The sequence below is a fragment of the Pseudomonas sp. D4-21 genome (genome assembly GCF_051132125.1).
In the GTDB taxonomy this organism is placed as follows: Bacteria; Pseudomonadota; Gammaproteobacteria; order Pseudomonadales; family Pseudomonadaceae; genus Aquipseudomonas.
Genome location: NZ_CP071664.1, coordinates 779,817 through 801,853 on the forward strand (window position 1 = coordinate 779,817; position 22,037 = coordinate 801,853).

Annotated in this window: 23 protein-coding genes; 12 read left to right on the forward strand and 11 right to left on the reverse strand. The window is 61.9% G+C overall.

Features of this window, described 5'->3' with window-relative positions; translation table 11 throughout:
- Nucleotides 1–2 precede the first annotated feature (2 nt).
- Nucleotides 3–1,352, reverse strand: coding sequence for an MATE family efflux transporter (locus J3Q04_RS03385; protein WP_420766284.1), 1,350 nt, complete (start codon nucleotides 1,350–1,352; stop codon nucleotides 3–5).
- A 70-nt stretch (nucleotides 1,353–1,422) separates the two neighbouring features.
- Nucleotides 1,423–1,716: a hypothetical protein gene (locus J3Q04_RS03390; RefSeq protein ID WP_420766285.1), complete on the reverse strand. Its 294-nt coding sequence runs from the start codon at nucleotides 1,714–1,716 to the stop codon at nucleotides 1,423–1,425.
- Between the two features lie 164 nt (nucleotides 1,717–1,880).
- Here J3Q04_RS03390 and J3Q04_RS03395 point away from each other — a divergent pair, with 164 nt between their 5' ends.
- Genes J3Q04_RS03395 through J3Q04_RS03410 form a run of 4 tightly spaced genes read left to right on the forward strand, consistent with a single transcriptional unit; the run spans nucleotide 1,881 to nucleotide 4,146 of the window.
- The gene (locus J3Q04_RS03395; protein WP_434607959.1) at nucleotides 1,881–2,186 is read left to right on the forward strand and encodes a MazG-like family protein; all 306 of its coding nucleotides are present in this window, start codon (nucleotides 1,881–1,883) and stop codon (nucleotides 2,184–2,186) included.
- A complete protein-coding gene (locus J3Q04_RS03400; protein ID WP_434607957.1) occupies nucleotides 2,183–2,932 on the forward strand; it encodes a methyltransferase in 750 nt (249 codons plus the stop codon). The genes J3Q04_RS03395 and J3Q04_RS03400 overlap by 4 nt, the downstream gene beginning before the upstream one ends.
- Nucleotides 2,933–2,957: 25 nt before the next feature.
- Nucleotides 2,958–3,566 carry a DUF4136 domain-containing protein gene (locus J3Q04_RS03405; RefSeq protein WP_434607954.1) on the forward strand — a complete coding sequence of 203 codons (609 nt, stop codon included), beginning with the start codon at nucleotides 2,958–2,960 and terminating at the stop codon, nucleotides 3,564–3,566.
- Between the two features lie 22 nt (nucleotides 3,567–3,588).
- Entirely contained in the window at nucleotides 3,589–4,146 is a 558-nt protein-coding gene (locus tag J3Q04_RS03410) for a DUF4136 domain-containing protein (protein WP_420766289.1), read from the forward strand.
- Nucleotides 4,147–4,176: 30 nt separating this feature from the next.
- Here the strand turns inward: J3Q04_RS03410 and J3Q04_RS03415 are convergent, their stop codons facing one another.
- Both J3Q04_RS03415 and J3Q04_RS03420 read right to left on the reverse strand, forming a co-directional pair.
- Nucleotides 4,177–5,031, reverse strand: a complete 855-nt coding sequence (locus J3Q04_RS03415) for a MaoC/PaaZ C-terminal domain-containing protein (protein WP_434607951.1) — start codon at nucleotides 5,029–5,031, stop codon at nucleotides 4,177–4,179.
- Between the two features lie 2 nt (nucleotides 5,032–5,033).
- A complete protein-coding gene (locus J3Q04_RS03420) occupies nucleotides 5,034–6,386 on the reverse strand; it encodes a 3-oxoacyl-ACP reductase (RefSeq protein WP_434607949.1) in 1,353 nt (450 codons plus the stop codon).
- A gap of 144 nt (nucleotides 6,387–6,530) precedes the next feature.
- On the opposite strand from J3Q04_RS03420, the gene J3Q04_RS03425 reads away from it, so the two are divergent.
- Entirely contained in the window at nucleotides 6,531–7,808 is a 1,278-nt protein-coding gene (locus J3Q04_RS03425) for an acetyl-CoA C-acetyltransferase (protein ID WP_420766292.1), read from the forward strand.
- Here J3Q04_RS03425 and J3Q04_RS03430 read toward each other — a convergent pair.
- Nucleotides 7,795–8,823 carry a bile acid:sodium symporter family protein gene (locus tag J3Q04_RS03430; protein WP_434607947.1) on the reverse strand — a complete coding sequence of 343 codons (1,029 nt, stop codon included), beginning with the start codon at nucleotides 8,821–8,823 and terminating at the stop codon, nucleotides 7,795–7,797. The two genes, J3Q04_RS03425 and J3Q04_RS03430, sit on opposite strands and share 14 nt — an antisense overlap.
- Nucleotides 8,824–8,902: 79 nt before the next feature.
- Here J3Q04_RS03430 and J3Q04_RS03435 point away from each other — a divergent pair, with 79 nt between their 5' ends.
- Together J3Q04_RS03435 and J3Q04_RS03440 are read left to right on the forward strand one after the other, a co-directional pair.
- On the forward strand, nucleotides 8,903–9,694 hold the full coding sequence (locus J3Q04_RS03435) for an AraC family transcriptional regulator (protein WP_434607943.1): 792 nt from the start codon (nucleotides 8,903–8,905) through the stop codon (nucleotides 9,692–9,694).
- Nucleotides 9,695–9,903: 209 nt separating this feature from the next.
- Nucleotides 9,904–10,797: a PA4780 family RIO1-like protein kinase gene (locus J3Q04_RS03440; protein ID WP_434607941.1), complete on the forward strand. Its 894-nt coding sequence runs from the start codon at nucleotides 9,904–9,906 to the stop codon at nucleotides 10,795–10,797.
- A gap of 59 nt (nucleotides 10,798–10,856) precedes the next feature.
- On the opposite strand, the gene cueR is transcribed toward J3Q04_RS03440, so the two are convergent.
- The 3 genes from cueR to J3Q04_RS03455 form a co-directional block, all read right to left on the reverse strand.
- Entirely contained in the window at nucleotides 10,857–11,258 is a 402-nt protein-coding gene (gene cueR, locus J3Q04_RS03445; protein ID WP_434607939.1) for a Cu(I)-responsive transcriptional regulator, read from the reverse strand.
- Nucleotides 11,255–13,648, reverse strand: a complete 2,394-nt coding sequence (locus tag J3Q04_RS03450; RefSeq protein WP_434607937.1) for a heavy metal translocating P-type ATPase — start codon at nucleotides 13,646–13,648, stop codon at nucleotides 11,255–11,257. The genes cueR and J3Q04_RS03450 overlap by 4 nt, the downstream gene beginning before the upstream one ends.
- A gap of 127 nt (nucleotides 13,649–13,775) precedes the next feature.
- The gene (locus tag J3Q04_RS03455; protein ID WP_434560831.1) at nucleotides 13,776–14,159 is read right to left on the reverse strand and encodes a hypothetical protein; all 384 of its coding nucleotides are present in this window, start codon (nucleotides 14,157–14,159) and stop codon (nucleotides 13,776–13,778) included.
- A gap of 147 nt (nucleotides 14,160–14,306) precedes the next feature.
- Here J3Q04_RS03455 and J3Q04_RS03460 point away from each other — a divergent pair, with 147 nt between their 5' ends.
- Nucleotides 14,307–14,504: a heavy-metal-associated domain-containing protein gene (locus J3Q04_RS03460; RefSeq protein ID WP_420766298.1), complete on the forward strand. Its 198-nt coding sequence runs from the start codon at nucleotides 14,307–14,309 to the stop codon at nucleotides 14,502–14,504.
- 93 nt (nucleotides 14,505–14,597) lie between these two features.
- Complete coding sequence (locus J3Q04_RS03465; RefSeq protein WP_420766299.1) at nucleotides 14,598–15,800, forward strand: multidrug effflux MFS transporter; 1,203 nt, start codon at nucleotides 14,598–14,600, stop codon at nucleotides 15,798–15,800.
- 1 nt (nucleotide 15,801) lies between these two features.
- Here the strand turns inward: J3Q04_RS03465 and J3Q04_RS03470 are convergent, their stop codons facing one another.
- The gene (locus J3Q04_RS03470; RefSeq protein WP_420766300.1) at nucleotides 15,802–15,972 is read right to left on the reverse strand and encodes a hypothetical protein; all 171 of its coding nucleotides are present in this window, start codon (nucleotides 15,970–15,972) and stop codon (nucleotides 15,802–15,804) included.
- Between the two features lie 153 nt (nucleotides 15,973–16,125).
- Complete coding sequence (locus J3Q04_RS03475) at nucleotides 16,126–17,139, reverse strand: zinc-binding alcohol dehydrogenase family protein (protein WP_434607934.1); 1,014 nt, start codon at nucleotides 17,137–17,139, stop codon at nucleotides 16,126–16,128.
- 357 nt (nucleotides 17,140–17,496) lie between these two features.
- Here J3Q04_RS03475 and J3Q04_RS03480 point away from each other — a divergent pair, with 357 nt between their 5' ends.
- Nucleotides 17,497–18,231, forward strand: a complete 735-nt coding sequence (locus J3Q04_RS03480; protein ID WP_420766302.1) for an ArsR/SmtB family transcription factor — start codon at nucleotides 17,497–17,499, stop codon at nucleotides 18,229–18,231.
- 85 nt (nucleotides 18,232–18,316) lie between these two features.
- The gene (locus J3Q04_RS03485; RefSeq protein ID WP_434607932.1) at nucleotides 18,317–19,696 is read left to right on the forward strand and encodes an MFS transporter; all 1,380 of its coding nucleotides are present in this window, start codon (nucleotides 18,317–18,319) and stop codon (nucleotides 19,694–19,696) included.
- Nucleotides 19,697–19,812: 116 nt separating this feature from the next.
- On the opposite strand, the gene J3Q04_RS03490 is transcribed toward J3Q04_RS03485, so the two are convergent.
- Nucleotides 19,813–20,766 (reverse strand): adenosine deaminase, encoded by a 954-nt coding sequence (locus J3Q04_RS03490; RefSeq protein WP_420766304.1) that lies wholly within the window; start codon nucleotides 20,764–20,766, stop codon nucleotides 19,813–19,815.
- 164 nt (nucleotides 20,767–20,930) lie between these two features.
- Here J3Q04_RS03490 and J3Q04_RS03495 point away from each other — a divergent pair, with 164 nt between their 5' ends.
- Nucleotides 20,931–22,022, forward strand: coding sequence for a calcium:proton antiporter (locus J3Q04_RS03495; RefSeq protein WP_420766305.1), 1,092 nt, complete (start codon nucleotides 20,931–20,933; stop codon nucleotides 22,020–22,022).
- The last annotated feature ends 15 nt before the right edge of the window (nucleotides 22,023–22,037 follow it).

The window sequence follows — 22,037 nt, forward strand, 5'->3', positions numbered from 1 at the left end:
CATCATCGAGTTTCGGCATCGACCCAGCCGCCACGACGGTGCAAGAGCCAGGCGACCGTCCCGAGCGTCAGGCTGCGCACCGTCATGAACAACAGGAAAGTGATCCACAGTCCGTGGTTGCCGAGTCCTTGCAGCGCCCAGGCCAGCGGCAACACCAGCAACAGGGTCAGGAGCATGCCGTTGCGCATTTCCCGGGCGCGGGTGGCGCCGATGAACAGGCCATCGAGCAGATAGCTCCACACGGCAATCAATGGCAGCGTTGCCAGGTAAGGCAGGTAGCGGTAAGCGGTGTCGCGCACGTCGGCAATGTCGGTCTGCATGTCGATGAACAAATGTCCGGCCAGCAGAAACAGCAGTGCGAACCCGACGCTCGCGATCAAGGACCAACCGCAGGCGACCACCAGCGAACGGCGCAGGGCCAGGCGGTCGCGAGCGCCAATGGCGTGGCCGCACAGCGCTTCCACCGCATGGGCCAGGCCATCCAGGGCATGGGCGGTAAGCAGCAGGCCATTGAGCAGCAGCGCATTGGCCGCCACCGTCGCGTCCCCCAGCCGCGCGCCTTGCACGGTGATCAGGAAAAACACCGATTGCAGCACCAGGCTGCGGATGAAAATGTCCCGGTTTACCGCCAGCAGCGGTCGCCAGCTCTGCCACAGGCTCAGGGCGGCCCAGGCGATCCGCCCTGGCCAGGCGCGCAGCGTCCTTCGGGCCAGGGCCAGGCCCACCAGCGCGCCCGCCCACTCGGCGATGACCGAGGCGCGTGCCGAACCCGTCACGCCCCAATCCAGGCCGATGACGAACCACAGGTTCAAGGCGATGTTCACCAGGTTGGTGACCAACAGGATCGTCAACGGTGCGCGGGCGTTCTGGGCGCCAAGGAACCAGCCCACCAGCGCGTAACTGGCCAGCGCCGCCGGCAAGCCGAAAAGCCGTGTATGAAAGAAATCCCGGGTCAATTGGTCGAGCTCGGCCGAGGGCTGCATGAAGTGCAATGCCACGTCGCTCAACGGAACCCCGACCGCCCCAAGCACCACCGACAGCCCCAACGCCAGCAAGAGTCCTTGCAGCAAGACCTGCCGCAGCGCAGCGCCATCGCCACGCCCGGCTGCCTGGGCGGCGAAACCGGTTGAGCCCATGCGCAGGAACCCCATGGCCCAGGCCAGCACCGTGTACAGACTCGCCCCGACCGCCACCGCGCCCAACTGATGGGCATGGGGCAAGTGGCCGATGACGGTACTGTCCACCAGTGCTACCAGCGGTACGGATATATTCGAGAGAATCATTGGCGCGGCCAGCGCCCATACCCGACGGTGGGTGAGGCGGTCGCGCCAGTCGGCGATCAGGTTGGACATGGTGGCTCCTTGATGGAGCGCGATTGTAGCGTTATCGCAGCGTTCGTTCCTGATGTCGCCCTGTTTGTCTTCAGTGGATGATCCAGCTCAGCAACCACAACCCCAATACCAGCCAGATAATGCCCATGACAATCGAGGCCCGCATGAAGGCGCGGATCGCCGAATACAGCAGCATCAGCCCGAGGATAAGTGCGACGATGCTGATGATCGAGGTGTCCATGCCAAGCGTGCGGGACAGGCCATCGACAAAATTGCCACCGGCATTGGCCAAGGTGTTGAACAGCCCGCTGAGCAGGTCGACGATGAAACGGATCACCGAACCGAGCGCCTGGCCGAGCCATTCGAAGAAACTTTCTACCTGCATGTTTGCATCCTGATGGAGAGGAATCGGAATCGAGCCGTCGGCTCCTGACTGTAGGAGTTGTGGCGGCTGCGATCGTTCGATTATGGAGCAATTCACCGCTTCGTACCGAGACGCTTGCCTTCCCTCGTCATCGCCCCGAAGCTATGCGCATTCAGGAGAACCCGATGAACCTTGTTGAACTGACCGAACGCCTGCATGCCATTCGTGACCGTAACGATTGGCGGCAATTCCACAGCCCGAAGAACCTCGCCATGGCCGCCAGCGTCGAGATGGCCGAGCTGGTCGAGATTTTCCAATGGCTGACCGAGGACCAGTCGCGCCAGCTGCCCGCGGAAAAACTGGCCCACGCCGGGCAGGAAGTCGGTGACATTGTGTTGTACCTGTTGCTGCTGTGCAGCGAGTTGGGCTTGGATATGGACGCCGTGGTGCGCGGCAAATTGGCCGACAGCGAGCGGCGGTTCGCCCCATGAGTGACCGTCATTTCGACCAGCTCGCCACGCGTTTCGCGGAAAAAATCTACGGCGGGGCCAAGGGGGCGATCCGCCTGGCGGTGCTCCAGGCCGATTTGCTTGAAGCCTTGCCTGACCGCCCGTTGCGTATTCTGGATGTTGGCGCGGGCCTGGGGCACATGTCACTGTGGCTGGCCGAGCGTGGTCACCAGGTGACCTTGGCTGAACCGGCCGAGCCCATGCTTGAGGGTGCCCGTCAGCGGTTTGCCGAGGCCGGCCAGGACGCAACGTTCATTCAGGCGCCGTGGCAGGACCTGCTCGGCCAGCTCACCGAACCGTACGATCTGGTGCTGTGTCACGCGGTGCTGGAGTGGCTGGCCGAGCCCCACGCGATCCTGCCGGTTCTGCATCAACTGACGGCGTCTGGCGGCTGGTTGTCGTTGGCGTTCTACAACCGCGACGCGCTGGTTTATCGAAACTTGCTCAAAGGGCATTTCCGCAAGTTGCGCAAAAACGACCTGGCCGGTGAAAAACAGAGCCTGACCCCGCAACAACCCCTTGATCCTCGCCAATTGGCGGCGCAACTTGAAGACCTGTGGCAGGTCGAAATTCAAAGTGGCGTGCGGGTTTTTCATGACTACATGCCGGTGCAATTCCAGGGCCGCGTAGAACTCGCGCAATTGCTGGAAATGGAACTGGCCCACCGGCGCCACCCAGCGTTTGCCGGGTTGGGACGCTACCTGCATTGGGTCTGTCGTCCCCTCTGATCCGGAAGAGCAGTCGGAGAGCGAAATGAAAGGTCGTTCAGGATTATTGGTGTTATGCCTCGGGCTGGCAGCCTGCCAGAGCGACAATCCGTATGTCGCGACTTCCAATCCGTTGCCGCCGGCGCCGCCCGAGGCCGCCAAAGTGTTCGATCGCAGCGCCTATCCGGCGCCGCCCCGTGACTATGGCCGCTATCGCAGTTGGGCCTGGCTCAACGGTCGGTTGCCGCCGGGTACTGCCTGGGCGGATTCGGCCCAGGTGGCCGAAGCGGTAAGCGCAGCGTTGGACCAACGCGGGCTGCGTCCGCTGCATGACAATCGCCCGGCGGACCTCTTCGTCAGTGCCGACCTGCGCCTGGAAACCCGGCTGCGGCAGGTCCGGGACGACTATGACGCGGGCTATTACGGCGGCTACAACCGCTACGGGCCGGGTTATGGCATGTACAACACCATTCCCGTGATGCGCACCTATCAGGAGCAGGTCGTGGTGGTTCGGGTCGATCTGTTCGACGCCCGAAATGGCCAGCCCGTGTGGAGCGCCAGCGCCGAGACCAGCCAGCGCGGCAATCAGAGCGAGCGCACCGATGCCATTCGTGACGCGGTGGAAAAGGCCATGTCGGCCTATCCTCCCAGTTGATTCAAACAACGGAGAAAAAACCATGTTTCGCCGTCTTGTCCCGCTTGCCCTTGCCCTGTTGCTCAGCGCCTGCGCTTCCAACCAGGTCAATCATGATTTCGACACCAGCCGCGACTTCGCGGCCTACCGCAGCTGGAGCTGGAAGGAGCCGGCGTTGCAATATCGCCCGGACGATCCGCGCATCAAGAGCGACCTGACCGAACAGCGCATCCGCCAGGCGGTCGCCGATCAACTCGACCAGCGTGGCCTGCGTCCGGCTTCGGGCGGCGCGCGGGGCGATGTGCAGGTCCAGGCCTACCTGATCGTCGAGGATCGCCAGCAACAGGTGACGACCAACTATGGCGGCGGTTGGGGCGGCCCATGGAATGGTTATTGGGGCGGGCCGATGTACAACGAAACCCGTAACCTCAGCTACAAGGTCGCCACCGTGCAGATCGACCTGCTCGACGGCAAGGATGGCAAGCTCGTCTGGCGTGGCAGCGACGAGCAATTGCTCAGTGATTCACCCAACCCGATGGATCGCAGCGCGAAGGTGCGCGAGACGGTGGGGCGGATCCTGTCCAACTACCCACCGCGTTGATTGGTTGACCTATAGGTTGGGTGGAAATACTCAAGCAACCGGCTGCCAACTTCCCAGCATATGCTCCAGCTCACCAGCCCCCACCAATCGCAATTGCCCGCTAGAACCGGCCGCGCTCGCCAGCAATGTCACCTCGCTGGGCAGGCGCACCGGCTTCTTGAACGTTACGTCGATTTCGATATTGGCTTCGGGCAAATGATCATCGAGCGCCGCCAACGTCCTTGCCTTGTTCCACAGACCATGGGCGATGGCAGTGGGGAAGCCGAACAACCGGGCGCTGGCGCCGCTCAGGTGGATCGGGTTGTAGTCGCCTGACACCTTGGCGTATTGCCGGCCAATATCCACGGGTGCGGTCCAGCGTGTCACTTGCGTCAACTCGGGGCTGTCCTCGGATGAGTCCTCGGCCAATGCGCCGTCAAGCTGGACGCCTTTGCAGAGCATCTGGCTTTGTGCCTGCCACAAGGGGCCCAACTGATCTTCGATACGGGTCACCAGATCGAATACCGCCCCCTTGGCATGAGGCCGCAGGTTCTCGACGTTGACGCTCGCCCGCACCTGGCTGACACCGCCCATGGGCCGCAGCACGCGGATGCGGTTGTTCAGGTGGATCAAGCCCAGCAATGGGAACGGGAAATCCCGGGCGGTCAGCAATTGCATCTGCAAGGCGAACGCCAGCACGTGTGGATAGGTCGGCGGCAATAGTCCGCTTTCGCTGAAACCACACACTTTGCGATAGGCCGCCAGGTTCTTTTGGTCGACCTGGATCACTTGGCGCAGCCCGACGTCAGGCAGGACCGTGCCGGTGATCTTGCGGCGAGTCGCGGCCTTGGCGTAGAGCCCTGACATCGAAGGGGCGGTGTTTATCTCCTGCCATTGGATCGTCATGGTCACGCCCCCAACAAGCTTTGCCCGCACACGCGCAGCGCCTGCCCGGTTACGGCGCCGGTGCCTGGTTGTGCGAGCCAGGCCACGGCTTCGGCGACGTCCTGGGGCAAGCCGCCCTGGCCCAGCGAACTCATGCGGCGCCCGGCTTCACGCAGGGCGAAGGGAATGTCGGCGGTCATGCGTGTCTCGATAAAGCCCGGTGCCACCGCGTTGATGCTGATTCCCCGCGCCTCCAGGCCAGGCGCCCAGGCTTGGGCGAGGCCGATCAGCCCGGCCTTGCTCGCGGCATAGTTGGTCTGGCCGCGATTGCCGGCGATGCCGCTGATGGAGGCAAGCAACACGATCCGGCCATTGTCCCGCAGGGTGCCGCTGTCGAGCAGGGCCTTGGTCAGCACCTGCGGCGCGTTGAGGTTGACCGCCAGCACCGCGTCCCAGAACTCGGGCGTCATGTTGGCGAGGGTCTTGTCCCGGGTGATGCCGGCGTTGTGCACCACGATGTCGACGCCGTCGGGCAGGTGTTCGATCAACTGCGCGGCGGCATCTTCGGCGCAGATGTCCAGCGTCACGCTGCGCCCACTCAGGCGCGCGGCCAGGGCGTCCAGGTCAGCCTTGGCTTGCGGGACATCGAGCAGGATCACATCGGCGCCGTCACGGGCCAGGGTTTCGGCGATGGACGCGCCGATGCCACGGGCGGCGCCGGTTACCAGCGCCTTGAGCCCTGTGAGCGGTCGCGTCCAATCCTGGACCTGGGTCTGGCAGGCCTTGAGGCGGATAACCTGCCCGGAAACGTAGGCACTCTTGGGCGACAGGAAAAACCGCAGGGCCCCCTCCAACTGCGCTTCGGCGCCGTCACCGACATAAAGCAACTGCAGCGTCCCGCCATGGCGCAACTCCTTGGCCAGGGAGCGGCTGAAGCCTTCCAGCGCCCGTTGCGCACTGGCGGCAAACGGGTCATCGAGGCTTTCCGGGGCGCGACCGAGGATGACGACATGGGCGCTGTGGTCGAGGTTTTTCATGAGGGGCTGGAAGAATTCGCGCAACTGCTTGAGCTGCTCGACCTGCACCAGATGGCTGGCGTCGTACACCACCGCCTTGATTTTCGGGCCGTGGCCGGGGATCCATTCGGTCGCCAGCGTCGGTTCGCCACCGTAGATGAAAATCGCGTCGGTCAAGCGCTTGGCGAACGTGGCGACCTGTTCGGTCAGGGGGCCACCGCCCAACAGCAAGGCGCCCTCGATAGGCCGCAGCCGCCCGGCCTGCCAGCGTTCCAGGCGCACCGGGGAGGGCAAGCCCAGAGCGCCAACCAGACGCAGGCCAATGGGCGAGTTGGCGAAGTCTATGTAACGGTCTGACATGGAACACACTCCGGCTGATGAGGTTCCAAGTGTGGACCATGTTTGGCAATTGGTCGTTCGATCGCCCGGATAAAGCCTAAGCTTGTGGCTGGGCACGTTACCGCAGGCCAATTTCACACATTCGCGCATACAGGGGAGTTCTTCATGGCACAGCTACGCCGCGTCGCGATCATCGGTGGTAACCGCATTCCGTTCGCCCGCTCCAACGGGCCCTATGCCACCGCCAGCAACCAGGCGATGCTGACGGCTGCGCTCGAAGGTTTGATCGAGCGCTACAACCTGCACGGTGCTCACATCGGGGAAATGGCCGCGGGGGCGGTGCTCAAGTTTTCCCGGGACATGAACCTGACTCGCGAATGCGTGCTCGGCTCACGGCTGGCACCCAGCACCCCGGCCTATGACGTGCAACAGGCGTGCGGCACGGGGCTAGAAACCGTGCTGCTGGTGGCGAACAAAATCGCCCTGGGCCAGATCGACAGCGCCATCGCCGGCGGCGTGGACACTACCTCCGACGCGCCCATCGGCGTCAATGAGGGGCTGCGCAGGATCCTGCTGCAAGCCAATCGCTCCAAGACCACCGCCGATAAGATCAAGGCTTTTCTGCAACTGCGTCCCCAACACTTGGTTCCCGACCTGCCGCGCATCAACGAACCGCGCACGGGCCTGAGCATGGGCGAGCATTGCGAGTTGATGGCGCAGACCTGGCAGATTCCCCGAGACGAGCAGGACCGTCTGGCCCTGGAAAGTCATCAGAAAATGGCCGCTTCCTATGCCGAAGGCTGGCATAACGATTTGATGACGCCGTTCCTGGGCCTGACCCGCGACAACAACCTGCGCCCGGACCTGACCCTGGACAAGCTCGCGTCCCTCAAGCCGGCCTTTGAAAAAAGCGCCAAGGGCACGCTGACCGCAGGCAATTCCACGCCGCTGACCGATGGTGCCTCCCTGGTATTGTTGGGCAGCGAAGAGTGGGCGAACGCCCGCGGACTGCCAATCCTGGCCTACCTGCGTGACGGTGAAACGGCAGCGGTGGATTTCGTCAACGGCGCTGAAGGCCTGCTGATGGCGCCGGTCTATGCGGTGCCGCGCTTGTTGGCACGCAACGGCCTGACGTTGCAGGATTTCGACTACTACGAAATCCACGAGGCGTTCGCGGCCCAGGTCTTGTGTACATTGAAGGCCTGGGAGGACCCGGATTACTGCAGATCCCGGCTGGGCCTCGACACGCCGCTGGGCGCCCTCGACCGCAGCCGATTGAATGTGAAAGGCAGCTCATTGGCCGCCGGGCATCCATTCGCCGCGACGGGCGGCCGTATCGTCGCCAACCTGGCCAAACTGCTGGACGCGGCCGGGAAGGGCCGGGGCCTGATTTCCATCTGCGCGGCGGCCGGCCAGGGTGTGACGGCGATCATCGAGCGCTGACCATCGCCTCGCGCGTGGGCGCAGCCTGGGCTCGCTGGCGGCTGGCGTAGCGTTCGGCGAGGATCGAACAGACGATCAGTTGCATGGGGTGATAGATCATGATCGGCAGCAGGATCAGCCCCAGGCCGGGATCGGTGCCGAAGATCAACGCCGCCATCGGCACCCCGGCGGCCAGGGATTTTTTGCTCGCGCAGAACACTGCAGCGATTTCATCGGCGTTGCTGAACCGCAGAGCGCGGGCGGTGCGGGTGGTCATCCACAGGATAATGGCCAGCAGTACGGCGCTGCCGAGCACCGCGCTAACCAGCACGCCATTGCCTTGTTGTCGCCAGATCCCGGAAACCATCGAATTGCAGAACGCGGCGTACACCAGCAGCAGGATGACCAATTTGTCGATGATGCTGGTATAGCGCTTGTATCGGGCGAAGAAACCGGCCAGCCAGCGCCGCAGGAATTGCCCAAGCACCAATGGCAGCAGCAACATCAGGCACAGATCGAGAAGGGTCGAGCCCAGGTCGATGCCACCGGCACCGCTGCCGACCACCAGGCTGACCAGCAGTGGCGTCAGGAAAATCCCGAGCACGCTGGACAGGCTGGCGTTGAGAATCGCCGCCGGCACGTTGCCGCCCGCGCTGCCTGTGAGGGCCACCGACGAGGAGATGGTCGAGGGCAGGGCGCACAGGTAAAAGAACCCCAGCATCAATAGCGACGGCACATGGCGGCCCAATGACCAATCACCGATCAGCCAGATCAAGGGAAACACGACGAAGGTAAAACCTTGCACCATCAAATGCAGCCGGACGTTCTTCAAGCCGTGGCGGACCTGCTCCCCGGACAAGTTGATCCCATGGAGGAAAAACACCACGAAGATGCCGATGTTGACCACCCACTCCGCATGCATCGCGCCGCCCGTGGCGCCGAATCCGGGAAAGAAATACGCCAACAAGGTGGCAAGCAACATGCCGCACAGGAACCAGTCGGTCACCAGGCGTTTGAGGTGTCTGAGGATGTGCATAGGGCACCGCAAGTTGTATGAGAAGTCTACTTAGCCTAACGTCGGCCTGAACAGTCGTCTTGCGATATAAGGCCAATCAATGCCGACTAACGGACAGCAGCAGCTTGAACGGCGCATTCCCGATCTGACGGAACTGCCTCGGCCACTTTATGCTCGGGTCGAAAGCCTGGATGCGGGTTCATGGACCCAGGTGCATCGACACGATTGGGTGCAGTTTTCCTATGCCATCAGCGGTGTGCTCGGCGTTCATACCGCCGAGGGCAGTTTCTTCGCGCCGCCGCAACGGGGCATCTGGATCCCGGCCGACCTCGAACATCACGTCGTGACATCCACCCGTGCGGAAATGCGCAGCCTTTATGTGCATCGCCAGGCTTGCCCGTGGGGCGATGGGCGTTGCCGGGTGCTGGAGGTCACGCCCTTGGCGCGAGAGCTGATCAAGGTCTTCTGCCAATTTCCCGCCGCCTACCCGCAAGGCGATACCCAGGAGGCGCGGCTGGTGCAAGTGCTGCTGGACCAGTTGGCGGCATTGCCGGAAGTGGGTTTTTCCCTGCCGCTGCCACGGCATGCCCGCCTGCTGGAGCTGTGCAACGAGTTGATCGAACAGCCCGAATCCTGCGTCACCCTGCAAGCCTGGGCCGAGCGACTGGGCACATCGGAAAAGACCCTGACCCGTTTGTTTCTACGTGAAACCGGCCTCAACTTTCGCGCGTGGCGCCAACGCATGCGGCTGTTGTCCTCCTTGGGGTCGCTGGAGAAAGGCGACAGTGTGACCAGCGCGGCGCTGTCTTGCGGGTATGAGTCGACGTCCGCTTTCATCGCGGCATTCAAGGGATTGTTCGGTTTCACCCCGGGCGAACTGTTCACTCATTGAGCCCTTGTCAGTTCTTGTCGCAAATACTTGCTTATCCAATGACCTGCGACGGGCCGGGTCTCGGCTATGATCTTGCGCGGTTGATCTGATCCGGCACAGTGTGTGCATTCAGGGTTCATAGGTCGGAACCCCTCCCCGTGAAGGGAGGATTGCCGTATAACGACCTGTCATTCGCGTGTTTGGTAATAAAGGACCCAGAATAAAAGCTGATGAAGACTCCAAAACGCATTGAACCCCTGATCGAGGACGGTCTGGTCGACGAGGTGCTGCGCCCACTCATGAGTGGCAAAGAAGCAGCTGTTTATGTGGTGCGCTGCGGCAATGAGCTGCGTTGCGCCAAGGTCTACAAGGAGGCGAACAAGCGAAGTTTTCGCCAGGCGGCCGAATACCAGGAAGGTCGCAAGGTCCGTAACAGTCGTCAGGCCCGCGCCATGGCAAAAGGTTCGAAGTTCGGGCGCAAGGAAACTGAAGACGCTTGGCAGAACGCCGAAGTGGCTGCGTTGTTCCGGTTGGCCAACGCCGGTGTGCGAGTGCCCAAGCCGTACGACTTCCTTGAAGGCGTGCTGCTGATGGAACTGGTGGCCGACGAGTATGGCGATGCTGCGCCACGCCTGAACGATGTCGTGCTGGAGCCGGACCAGGCACGCGAATATCACGCCTATCTGATTTCTCAGATCGTACTGATGCTGTGTACCGGCCTGGTGCACGGCGACCTGTCGGAGTTCAACGTGCTGCTCACGCCGACAGGCCCGGTCATCATCGATCTGCCGCAAGCGGTGGACGCCGCTGGCAACAACCACGCCTTCAGCATGTTGGAGCGGGATGTCGGCAACATGGCGTCTTACTTCGGCCGTTTCGCTCCGGAGCTCAAACGCACCCGGTACGCCAAGGAAATGTGGGCGCTTTATGAAGCCGGCACGTTGCACCCGGGCAGTGTGTTGACCGGTGAGTTCAACGAGCCCGAAGAGCTGGCGGATGTTGGCGGGATCATGCGCGAGATCGAGGCCGCGCGCCTGGACGAAGAACGACGCCAGGCTGTGCGCGCCGCCGACGATGCGCCGCCAGGCAAGACCGAGGAGCCGCCTCCGCCTTGGATGCAGTGATCGGTTGTCCCAGAAACCCGGCCCAGGCCGGGTTTTTTATTTGTGTTCGGTATAGGGCATCACTTCTTGCAACACCCCGATTCCAGCTCCTTGAGGATAGGGCAGTCGGGCCGGTGATCGCCCTGGCAGTGTTCCACCAAGTCCTGGAGGGTATCGCGCAGCTCCGCGAGTTCACGGATTTTCTGGTTCAGTTCATCGATGTGTAGCTTGGCCAGGGTCTTCACGTCGGCACTGGCACGTTGGCGGTCCTGCCAAAGCGTCAACAGTTTGCCGACTTCCTCCAGGGAAAACCCCAGGTCCCGGGAGCGCTTGATGAACGCCAGCGTGTGCAAATCATCGGTGCTGTAGATCCGGTAGCCGCTGTCCGTGCGATGGGCCGCCTTGAGCAAGCCGATGGATTCGTAATACCGGATCATCTTCGCGCTAAGGCCACTCTGGCGGGCCGCTTGGCCGATGTTCATCGCTTGTCCTCCAGATCTGCGGGTGTCCAGAACTTCAACAGTAATGCATTGCTGACCACGCTGGCGCTCGACAGCGCCATGGCTGCGCCGGCCAGCACCGGGTTGAGCAAGCCGAACGCGGCCAGGGGAATCCCGACCAGGTTATAGACGAAGGCCCAGAACAGGTTCTGGCGGATCTTTGCGTAGGTCTTGCGGCTGATATCCAGCGCCGCCGGCACCAGGCGAGGGTCGCCGCGCATCAGCGTGATGCCGGCGGCGTGCATCGCCACGTCGGTGCCGCCGCCCATGGCGATGCCAATGTCGGCTGCGGCCAGGGCCGGGGCGTCATTGATGCCGTCGCCAACCATCGCCACCACCGAATGGCCCCTCAGTCGCTCGACGATGGCGGATTTGTCGGCCGGCAATACTTCGGCGTGGATGTTGTTGATTCCCAGCGCCTGGGCCACAACCCGAGCGCTGCCTCGGTTATCGCCGGTGAGCAGATGGATGGTGATATGACGCTGGTTCAAGGCCTCCACCGCCGCCAAGGCGCCCGGCTTGAGTGTGTCGCCGAAGGCAAACAGGCCGAGGACGCGAGGTGTCGAGCCTTGATCGATCAGCCAGGACAACGTCCGACCTTCGGTTTCCCAGGCCTGCGCCGCCTCGGCCAGCGAGTCGGGGTCTGGACCGAGCTCTTCCAGCAAACGCCGATTGCCTAGCGCCAGTCGGCGCCCGTCGAGGCTGCCGGCGATGCCGCGCCCGGTAAGCGACTGGCTATCGCTGATGTCCGGTACGTTCAAGCCGCGCTCGGCGCAGGCGTCCAGCACTGCTTTGGCCAGCGGATGCTCGCTGCCCCGTTGCAGGGCGCCGGCCATTGTCAGCAGCGCATTTTCTTCACCTTCGAGCGCCGCCAAGTGATCAATGCGCGGCGCGCCGGACGTCAAGGTTCCGGTTTTGTCGAACACCACTGTGTCCACGTCATGGGCGCGCTCCAGCGCCTCGGCGTCCTTGATCAAGATGCCGTGGCGCGCGGCGACGCCGGTGCCGGCCATGATCGCTGTCGGCGTCGCCAGGCCCAGGGCACAGGGGCAGGCGATCACCAGCACGGCGACGGCGTTGATCAGTGCTGTCTCCAGCGGCGCTCCGTAGAGCCACCAGCCCGCCAATGTCGCAAGGGCCAAAAGCAACACAACCGGCACGAAGACCTGGCTGACTCTGTCCACCAGCTTCTGGATGGGGGCCTTGGCCGCCTGGGCGTCTTCCACCAGGCGAATGATGCGCGCCAGGACCGTCTCTGCGCCAAGGGCCTGGGTGCGCACCAGCAAACGACCTTCGCCATTGATCGCGCCACCGGTGACCTTGTCACCGGGTTGCTTGGGCACGGGCAGGCTTTCGCCACTGATCAGTGCCTCGTCGGCATGGCTCTGGCCTTCGATCACTTCGCCGTCCACCGGGAATCGCTCGCCAGGCTTGACCAACACCCAGTCATTCAAGCGCAGCGCGTTGATGGCAACATCCCGTTCCTCGCCGTCGATCACCTGAACAGCCCGCTCCGGTCGCAGGGCTTCGAGGGCGCGGATGGCGCTGGCGGTTTGTCGTTTGGCACGGCTTTCCAAATATTTGCCGAGCAATACCAGGGCAATCACCACGGCCGAGGCCTCGAAGTACAAGTGCGGCATGCTCCCGGGCTGGGCAATCGCCCATTCGTAGAGACTCAGGCCATAACCGGCGCTGGTGCCCAGGGCGACCAATAGGTCCATATTCCCGGCCCCGGCGCGGACAGCTTTAAAAGCCGCGACGTAGAAACGTGCACCGAAGATGAATTGGACGGGCGTCGCCAACGCGAACTGCAGCCAGGCTGGCAGCATCCAGCTCACGCCGAAGGGCTGCAACATCATCGGCAATACCAAGGGCAGGGACAGCAAAATTGCCAGTATCAGTGCCAGCCGCTCGCGGTTCAGTCGATCGCCCTGGTTTTTTCGCGGTTGTTCCACCTCCCAGACACTGGCGTCATAGCCGGCGCGCTTGACCGCTTCGAGGAGCGTTTGCGGGTCGATCTGGCCCAGCAATTCGAGGTGAGCCCGCTCATTGGCCAAGTTCACGCTGGCGCGATGCACGCCGGCGACTTTGCTCAATGCTCGCTCGACCCGTGCAACGCAAGAGGCGCAGGTCATGCCTTCGATGCTCAATTCCAGGGTCTGCACGGGAACGCCGTAACCTGCTTGTTCGACTGCCTCCATCAAGGCGGGCAGGCTTCCTTCTGGCGCCTGGACCCGCGCCTGTTCCGTCGCCAGGTTGACGCTGACGGCACTGGCACCGGTCACCTTGCGCAACGCTCGCTCGACTCGCCCGGCGCAGCTGGCGCAGGTCATGCCGCAGATCGGCAGATCGAAAATAGTGGGTTCAGGCATGGGGCAGGCTCCCTGTAGTGGACGACCACAGGATCAACCTTGCCATGTTGGCAAGGTCAAGCGCCAATGCAAAAGCTTGCACGTTGCACTGTGGGAGCAAGTTCGCTCCCCCATGTTAGGGGCAACGTCAGTATCCGAGGTCAGCCTGCTTGAGGTACATGCCTTCCCCATTCGCTGCGATTCGGTATTTCAGAATGTCGCCGGCCTTGAGCGTGATGTCCTGCGATCCCGGAGCGAGCATGCCCGGGGCGCAACCCGCGGCCTGGCCAGGCAGCAGTTTCAGGCGCAAGGAAAACCGACCGGGCGGCAGATTGAAGGAGGTGCTTTGCTCTTGGAATAGCCTGGCCGAGAGCTGATCCTCGATGTAGATGCCGATTTCGCAACTGGTCGGCACTTCCAGGCGCTCACGAGAAATGATCAGCACACCATAATCTTCGCCAACAGCCGATGCCTGGGGGGCCACTGCTGAAAGACCGAGCATGCAAAACAGGCTGAACGCTGACCAGCGCATGGCTGAACCTCCGGTATGAAATCCTGATAGGTGCAGCTTGGCCGAGCAGGACGCCGATTGCCAGCCCGGCAGTTTTTGCCAAAACTTGACCTTGCCATGATGGCAAGCTTGAAACTGTGGTCAATTCCAATCCCAAGGAGTCATTTCATGCAAATCTTCAATGTTCGAGGAATGTCTTGCGGTCATTGCGTAAAGGCCGTTACCCAGGCTGTGCAGGCTCAGGATCCAACCGCGCAGGTGCAAGTGGATCTGGGGGCTGGGACCGTCCAGGTCCAAAGCACGTTGCCGCAGAAGACGGTGATCGATGCGATAAGGGAGGAGGGCTACGAAGCCAGTCCCGCCTGAGATTCTTAATCGTTAGCGACCTATCGGAATGTTCAAGAGCGCTCAGCCCGGCTAAACTGTCGGGCTGCCGACTGACGCTGATCTGGACGCCTGATGAACCTCCGTACCATTCTGATTCTTGGCGCCTTGAGCGCTTTCGGTCCCTTGGCGATCGATTTTTATCTGCCGGCGTTCCCGGCGATGGCAATCGCTTTTGGCACCGATGAAAAACATATCCAACTGACCCTGGCGGCTTATTTCCTCGGGCTGTCCCTCGGCCAACTGGCCTACGGGCCGGTGGCGGATCGCTTCGGACGGCGTATCCCGCTGCTGGCGGGGGTCGGCTTGTTCACCGTGGCATCCCTGGCCTGCGCCTACGCGCCAAGCCTCGAATGGCTGATCGGCGCCCGCTTCGTGCAGGCCTTGGGCGGATGCGCGGGAATGGTGATTTCCCGGGCGGTGGTCAGCGACAAATGCGACGCAGTGGGCTCGGCCAAGGTGTTTTCGCAGTTGATGCTGGTAATGGGCCTGGCGCCGATCCTCGCGCCGATGCTTGGCGGCCTGCTGGTGAACGTTTACGGTTGGCAATCCATTTTCATTGGGTTGACGTTGTTCAGTGCGCTTGCGGCGACGGCGGTTGCCTTGTGGTTGCCGGAAAGCCTGCCTGAGCATGTGCCACGGCAACCGTTGTCCGGGGCATTGCGCCAATACGGTCGCCTTCTCAAGGACTCTGTTTTCCTTGGTCATGCCTTGACAGGCGGCATCGCGATTGCCGGGATGTTTGCCTACATCGCCGGTTCGCCGTTCGTTTTCATCAAGCTCTATGGCGTGCCCGCTGAGCACTTCGGCTGGCTGTTTGGTACCAACGCGGCGGGCTTCATCCTGGTGGCGCAAGTCAATGCCAGGCTGTTGTCCAAACGCGGTCCGGCCTTCCTGCTGGCCCGCGCGGTCTGGGTCTATTGGATTGCCGGGCTGAGTTTGTTGGCCATCAGCGCCTTCCAGCCGGAGCGGTTGTGGCCGTTGTTGATCCCGCTCTTTATCTGCATCGCCAGTCTGGGTTGCATCATCCCCAATGCGTCGGCTTGCGCCATGAACGGGCAGGGTGCCCGGGCGGGGAGCGCCTCGGCCATGTTGGGATGCCTTCAGTTTTCCGTCGCTGCGGGTGCCGCCGCGTTGGTGGCAGCGCTACATGACGGCACGGCGGTGCCGATGGCGATCGTCATCAGCCTTTGCGGATTGTTGGTGGTCGGCGCGGCAATGCTGACCCGTCGTCTGCAAAACGCTTTGGCGCTTGCCCAGGCGAGTCAGCGAAGCTGATTCAACCGGCCGCGCGCTGCTGATGTTCGGGAAAATGATGGGGCGCTCGAATGCGCGCTTGCAGGGTGTTCGCGAAAGCCTGGGCTTCGGCTTCGGAGCGAAAGGTCACGACATGCTGGTCAAGGCGCACTTGCCATTGGGATTTTGCCACCTCTTTTATCAGGATCTTCATTGCTGACCTCCTCGTGTAAAAGATTGCGTTGCAAAGGCCTCGAGTGTAGACCCGATTGCGAGCGCAGTTGTGACAACGGTCAATTGTCGGACTGACGGTGCAGGCTTTTGTGGCGAGGGAGCAAGCTCCCTCGCCACGGGCGACTGCCCGGCATCAGAATCCTTCAAGCACGATCTTACCCTTGGCCTTCCCACTTTCAAGCAATGCGTGGGCTCGGCGCAGGTTCTCTGCATTGATCACGCCGAAATGTTCGCCCACCGTTGTTTTCAAGGTGCCGGCGTCGATCAATCCCGCCACGCGATTGAGCAGCTTGTGCTGTTCAAGCATGTCGGCTGTCTCGAACAGGGAACGGGTGTACATGAACTCCCAATGCAACGACAGGCTCTTGCGCTTGAGCTTGGTCACGTCCAGGGATTTCGGGTCGTCGATGAGGGCCAGCTTGCCTTGGGGCGCCAAGGCTTCGACCAATTGATCCAGGTGCTGGTCGGTCTGGGTCAGGCTGGCCACGTGGGTAACTTGAGCCTGGCCTGCCTGCTTGAGGACTTCGCTCAGCGGCTGGCTGTGATCGACCACCAGGTCGGCACCCAGGTCACGCACCCAATCCACTGTCTGCGGTCGGGACGCGGTACCGATGACCTTGAGGCCGGTGAGCTGGCTGGCCAGTTGCGTCAGGATCGAACCCACGCCCCCGGCGGCGCCGACAATCAGCAGGGTCTGGCCCTGGTCATCCTGGCCTTCTTTTATCTGCAGCCGGTCGAACAGTAGTTCCCAGGCGGTGATCGCCGTGAGCGGCAGCGCGGCGGCTTCGGCGAAACCGAGGGTCTTGGGCATGTGGCCGACGATACGCTCATCCACCACATGCATTTCGCTGTTGCCACCGGCCCTGGCGATGGAACCGGCATAGAACACCTTGTCACCAGCCTTGAACAGCGTGACGTCGCTGCCCACGGACTTGACGACTCCAGCCACGTCCCAGCCCAATACCTTGCCGGCACCGCCTTCTGGCTGCACGTTCTGGCGAACCTTGGTATCGACGGGGTTGACCGAGATGGCCTTGACCTCCACCAGCAAGTCTCTCGGGCCGGCAACCGGCTCCGGCAGCTCGACGTCTTGCAGCGCGCGAGGATCGCTGATGGGCAGTGATTGGTAATAGGCGATGGCTTTCATGAAGCGGCTCCGTGAGCAGGGACGATGGCGCCCATGTTTGGCGATTTGGGGGCGGGGTAAAAGCGGCCAAACCAACAGGCTCTTTCAGTGTTTTTTTGATAATGACCATTAGTCGCGGGCAAATAGAGATTTTTCCCTCACGCACAATCGCCTCCAAAGGTTTCTGGAGGACAGGAAACCTTGATCCGCACGCTTATACTAGCGGCCGCCTGTGTCAGCGTTGAAACGGGCACGACGGCAAGCGAAGTCCGCACGGGCATGCCGGTCTTCCAGGCGGTCAGCCGCTTTGGGCGGCACCTTCTTACGGGTCAATATGCCCCAAAGCAGTAGACAGACGATTCAACAGGGAGTGAATACATGGAACATGCACCTTGCATCAGCCAGATTGCCACGCTGCTGGCCGACCCAAAGCGTAGCGCGATGATGTGGGCGTTGATGGATGGTACGGCCCGACAGGCCGATGAATTGGCTTTGCTGGCCGGGCTTTCGCCCTCTTCGGCCAACGCCCATCTGGGGCGGTTATCCACGGGCGGTCTGTTGAAAGTCGAAGTCCGCGGCCGCAAGCGTTTTTTTCGCCTGGCGGCCCCCGAGATCGGTGCCGCCGTCGAGGCGTTGGCGAGTGCAACCCTTGCCAGCACGCCGCGACAGGTTCCAGAAGTTTTCAAACGCGGCCTCATGCCAACCAAGGCGCCGACGGCACCGGCTTCGCTGATGCGCGCCAGGCTTTGCGATGATCATCTGGGCGGTACCCTGGCGGCGGATCTGTATCAGCGATTGTTGGATGCCGGATGGCTTGAACAGGTTGAGCAGCGGGTAATCGTCACGCACAAGGGCGCGAACCAGTTGGCCGGGCGTGGCCTGTTCATCCAGGCACTGGCTCATCGCAACGCGCGCATTGCTTGCCCCTGCCCTGATTGGAGTGAGCGGCGCCCGCACTTGGGTGGCGCGCTGGGGGCTGCGTTGCTGCAGTTGTTCATGCAATCGGGTTGGCTGAGCCTTCCAAATGACTCGAGGGCCCTGCAGGTGACCACCCTCGGCCAGCAGGAAATCCATCGGTTCGCCAGGCAGGACACCTTGGAAATGGCGCTCTAGGGCTGTCGGCAGGTCGCTATCAGCAATAGTCGCCTGTGAGGTTCGCGCACACTCGGTCTGGGGTTCTTTCGGATTGGGGAATGCAATGGACACTCACGTTTACAGTGCCGCGGAACGACTGGAGCGATTGCCGATCAGCGGCTATCACCGGGTCATATTCATCATCATCGCCTTGGCGTTTTTCTTCGACTCCATGGACCTGGCCATGATGACGTTCTTGCTGGGGTCGATCAAAACCGAGTTCGGCCTGAGTTCGGCCCAGGCAGGGCTGCTGGCCAGCTCGAGCTTTTTTGGCATGGTGGTGGGCGCCTCGCTGTCGGGCATGTTGGCCGATCGATTTGGACGAAAGCCGGTGTTCCAGTGGAGCATCGTACTGTGGGGGGTGGCCAGTTACCTGTGTTCCACCGCCCAGGACATCGAGACATTGACGTTGTTTCGTGTCCTGTTGGGCGTCGGCATGGGCATGGAGTTTCCAATTGCCCAGTCGATGCTTTCGGAGCTTATTCCAGCGAAGCGCCGTGGACGCTACATCGCCTTGATGGACGGCTTCTGGCCGCTTGGCTTTGTGGCGGCGGGCGTGTTGTCGTATTTCCTCCTGCCGGTGATCGGCTGGCGTGACATTTTCCTGGTATTGGCGGTGCCGGCGGTCTTCGTCCTGGTGATTCGTTTTTTCATTCCCGAATCGCCGCGTTGGCTGGAGCAGGCTGGCCGGGGCGATGAAGCGGATGCCGTGCTCAAGCGGATCGAAGACAAAGTCCGCGCCTCGCTGGGCACGCACGATTTGCCCGAGCCCATTCGCCTGCCGAGGCTGGCGACCGTGCCTGGCAACTTTTTCTCGGCCCTGGCGCAGATTTGGTCACCGTTGTATCGCCAACGCACGGTGATGATCTGGAGCGTCTGGTTCTTTGCCCTGCTCGGGTTCTACGGGCTGACCTCCTGGCTCAGCGCCTTGTTGCAGCAATCGGGTTTTGCGGTGACGCAGTCGGTCTACTACACGGTTCTGATTTCTCTCGGCGGGATCCCCGGTTTCCTGATGGCGGCCTGGCTGGTGGAACGTTGGGGGCGCAAGCCGGTGTGCATCATCACGCTGCTGGGCGGCGGGGTCATGGCATTTCTGTATGGTCAGAGCGCGGTGTTCGGCGGCAACGTCGGCCTGCTGATAAGCACCGGACTGTTGATGCAGTTCTTCCTGTTCGGCATGTGGGCGGTGCTTTACACCTATACACCGGAGCTTTACCCCACTTCGGCGAGAGCCACGGGATCGGGCTTTGCCTCGGCGGTCGGACGCATCGGTTCGCTGCTTGGCCCCTTGATAACAGGGTTGGTATTTATCACCGGGCAAGGCGGTGTGTTTGCCCTGGGCGCGCTGTGCTTTGCGGTGGCGGCGGGTGTGGTCTGGTTGTATGGAATGGAGACGCGGGGCAAGACGCTGGAGGAGTTGAGCGAAGCGAATGTCGCTGACTGAACACAGTCTCCTGTGGGAGCGAGCTTGCTCGCGATAGCGCCGGGTCAGCCAACATCAATGTTGAATGATCGACCGCCATCGCGAGCAAGCTCGCTTCCACAGGCGTTGAGACGGGCTTAAGGTTTTACCAGTCGCGCATCCAGGCTGTTTTGCGCCAAGCGCTTGGCCTGGTCTTGAGTCATGCCCAAATGCGTATGCAGCGCATGGAAGTTTTCGGTGACGTAACCGCCGAAATACGCCGGGTCATCGGAGTTCACCGTTACCTTCACGCCGCGTTCGAGCATATCGAGGATGTTGTGCTGCGACATGTCGTCGAACACGCAGAGCTTGGTGTTGGACAACGGGCACACCGTCAGCGGGATTTGCTCGTCGATGATTCGCTGCATCAGCCGTTCATCTTCGATTGCCCGAACGCCGTGGTCGATGCGCTGGATCTTCAGCAGGTCCAAGGCTTCCCAGATGTACTCGGGCGGACCTTCCTCGCCAGCGTGGGCGACGGTCAGGAAACCTTCGTTTCGCGCGCGGTCGAACACCCGCTGGAATTTGCTTGGTGGATGGCCCATCTCCGAGCTGTCGAGGCCGACGGCCACGAACGCGTCACGGAACGGCAGCGCCTGGTCGAGGGTCTGCTCGGCCTGTTCTTCGCTCAGGTGGCGCAGGAAACTCAGGATCAGGCCGCTGGTGATGCCCAGTTGCTGTTCGCCGTCCTTGAGGGCGGCGGCGATGCCGTTGAGCACCACTTCGAATGGAATGCCGCGATCGGTGTGGGTCTGGGGATCGAAGAACGGTTCGGTGTGGATCACGTTCTGCGCCTTGCAACGCAGCAGGTAGGCCCAGGTCAGGTCATAGAAATCCTGGGAGGTGCGCAGCACGTCGGCGCCCTGGTAGTACAGGTCGAGAAATTCCTGCAGGTTGTTGAAGGCGTAGGCCTGGCGCAGGGTGTCAACGTCGTTCCATGGCAGGGCGATCTTGTTGCGTTCGGCCAGGGCAAACAGCAACTCGGGCTCCAGCGAGCCTTCCAGGTGCAGGTGCAGTTCAGCCTTGGGCAAGGCGTTCAGCCAGTCGTACATGTCTTTTTCTCATCAGCGAATCGATGGCGGGCATTCTACAGGGGTAGGCGCCGATGTCTGGTAAAACCTGACCGGCTGATCCACTACGCAGGCCGCATCCGCACGAAACGTTCCCGGCCCGTCACAGTCTAGTAGCTCATGACCCGTCCATTGCCAGGCCCACGATGTTCTCGTTGATCAAGCAAGAAAAACTGCTGTTGTTGGCCCTGCTCGCCGCCTTCGTCGCCTACCCGCTGGAACATTGGTTTCTGGGCAGCGGGCAGGCCGTGGCGCTGGCGAGTGGGTTGGTGCTGATCGGTTTTATTGTTTCTGCGTCCATGCGCGTTGCTCATCACGCGGAACTGTTAGCGGAAAAGGTTGGCGATCCCTACGGCACCATGATCCTGACCTTGTCGGCGGTGCTGGTGGAAGTCGTGATCCTGGCGATCATGATGAGTAACGAGGCATCACCCACCCTGGTACGAGACACGATTTATTCTGCGGTCATGCTCGACATCAATGGCATTCTCGGGCTCGCGGCTTTGATGGGGGGGCTCAAGCATGGCGAGCAGGTCTATAACGATGACTCGGCGCGCACCTACAGCGTGATGATTCTCACCGCCATGGGCGTGTCGATGGTGGTGCCGGAGTTCATTCCACAGGAAAACTGGAAACATTATTCGGCGTTCACCATCGGCGCGATGGTCGTGTTGTATACCTTGTTCCTACGGATGCAGGTGGGACCCCACAGCTATTTTTTCAGCTACAGCTACCCGCAAAAGCGCCGCAGGAAAGAGCCCGTGGAAACCGAGCCGAAACCCATCAGCCTGGCATTTTCCATCGGCGCATTAGTGTTTGGCGTAGTGGTAATCGGTGCGCTGGCAGAAGTCATGTCCAAAGCCATCGACCTGGGGCTGGAGGGCTCCGGCGCGCCGCCAGTGGTCACGGCAATCCTGGTGGCGGCCATCTCCGCTGCGCCGGAGATCCTCACGGCCCTGCGCGCAGCCCTGGCCAATCGCATGCAGTCGGTGGTCAACATCGCGCTGGGGGCGTCGTTGTCCACCGTGATCCTGACCGTGCCGGTGATGGAAGCGATGGCGCTCTACACCGGGCAACCTTTCCAGATGGCGATGACGCCGGTGCAGACGGTGATGATTTTCATCACCCTGATCGTCAGCGCCATCAACCTCAACGATGGCGAAACCAACGCCATCGAGGGGATGACCCATTTTGTGTTGTTTGCGACGTTTGTGATGTTGTCGTTGCTGGGCCTTTAGCTTGTCAGAGTCCTT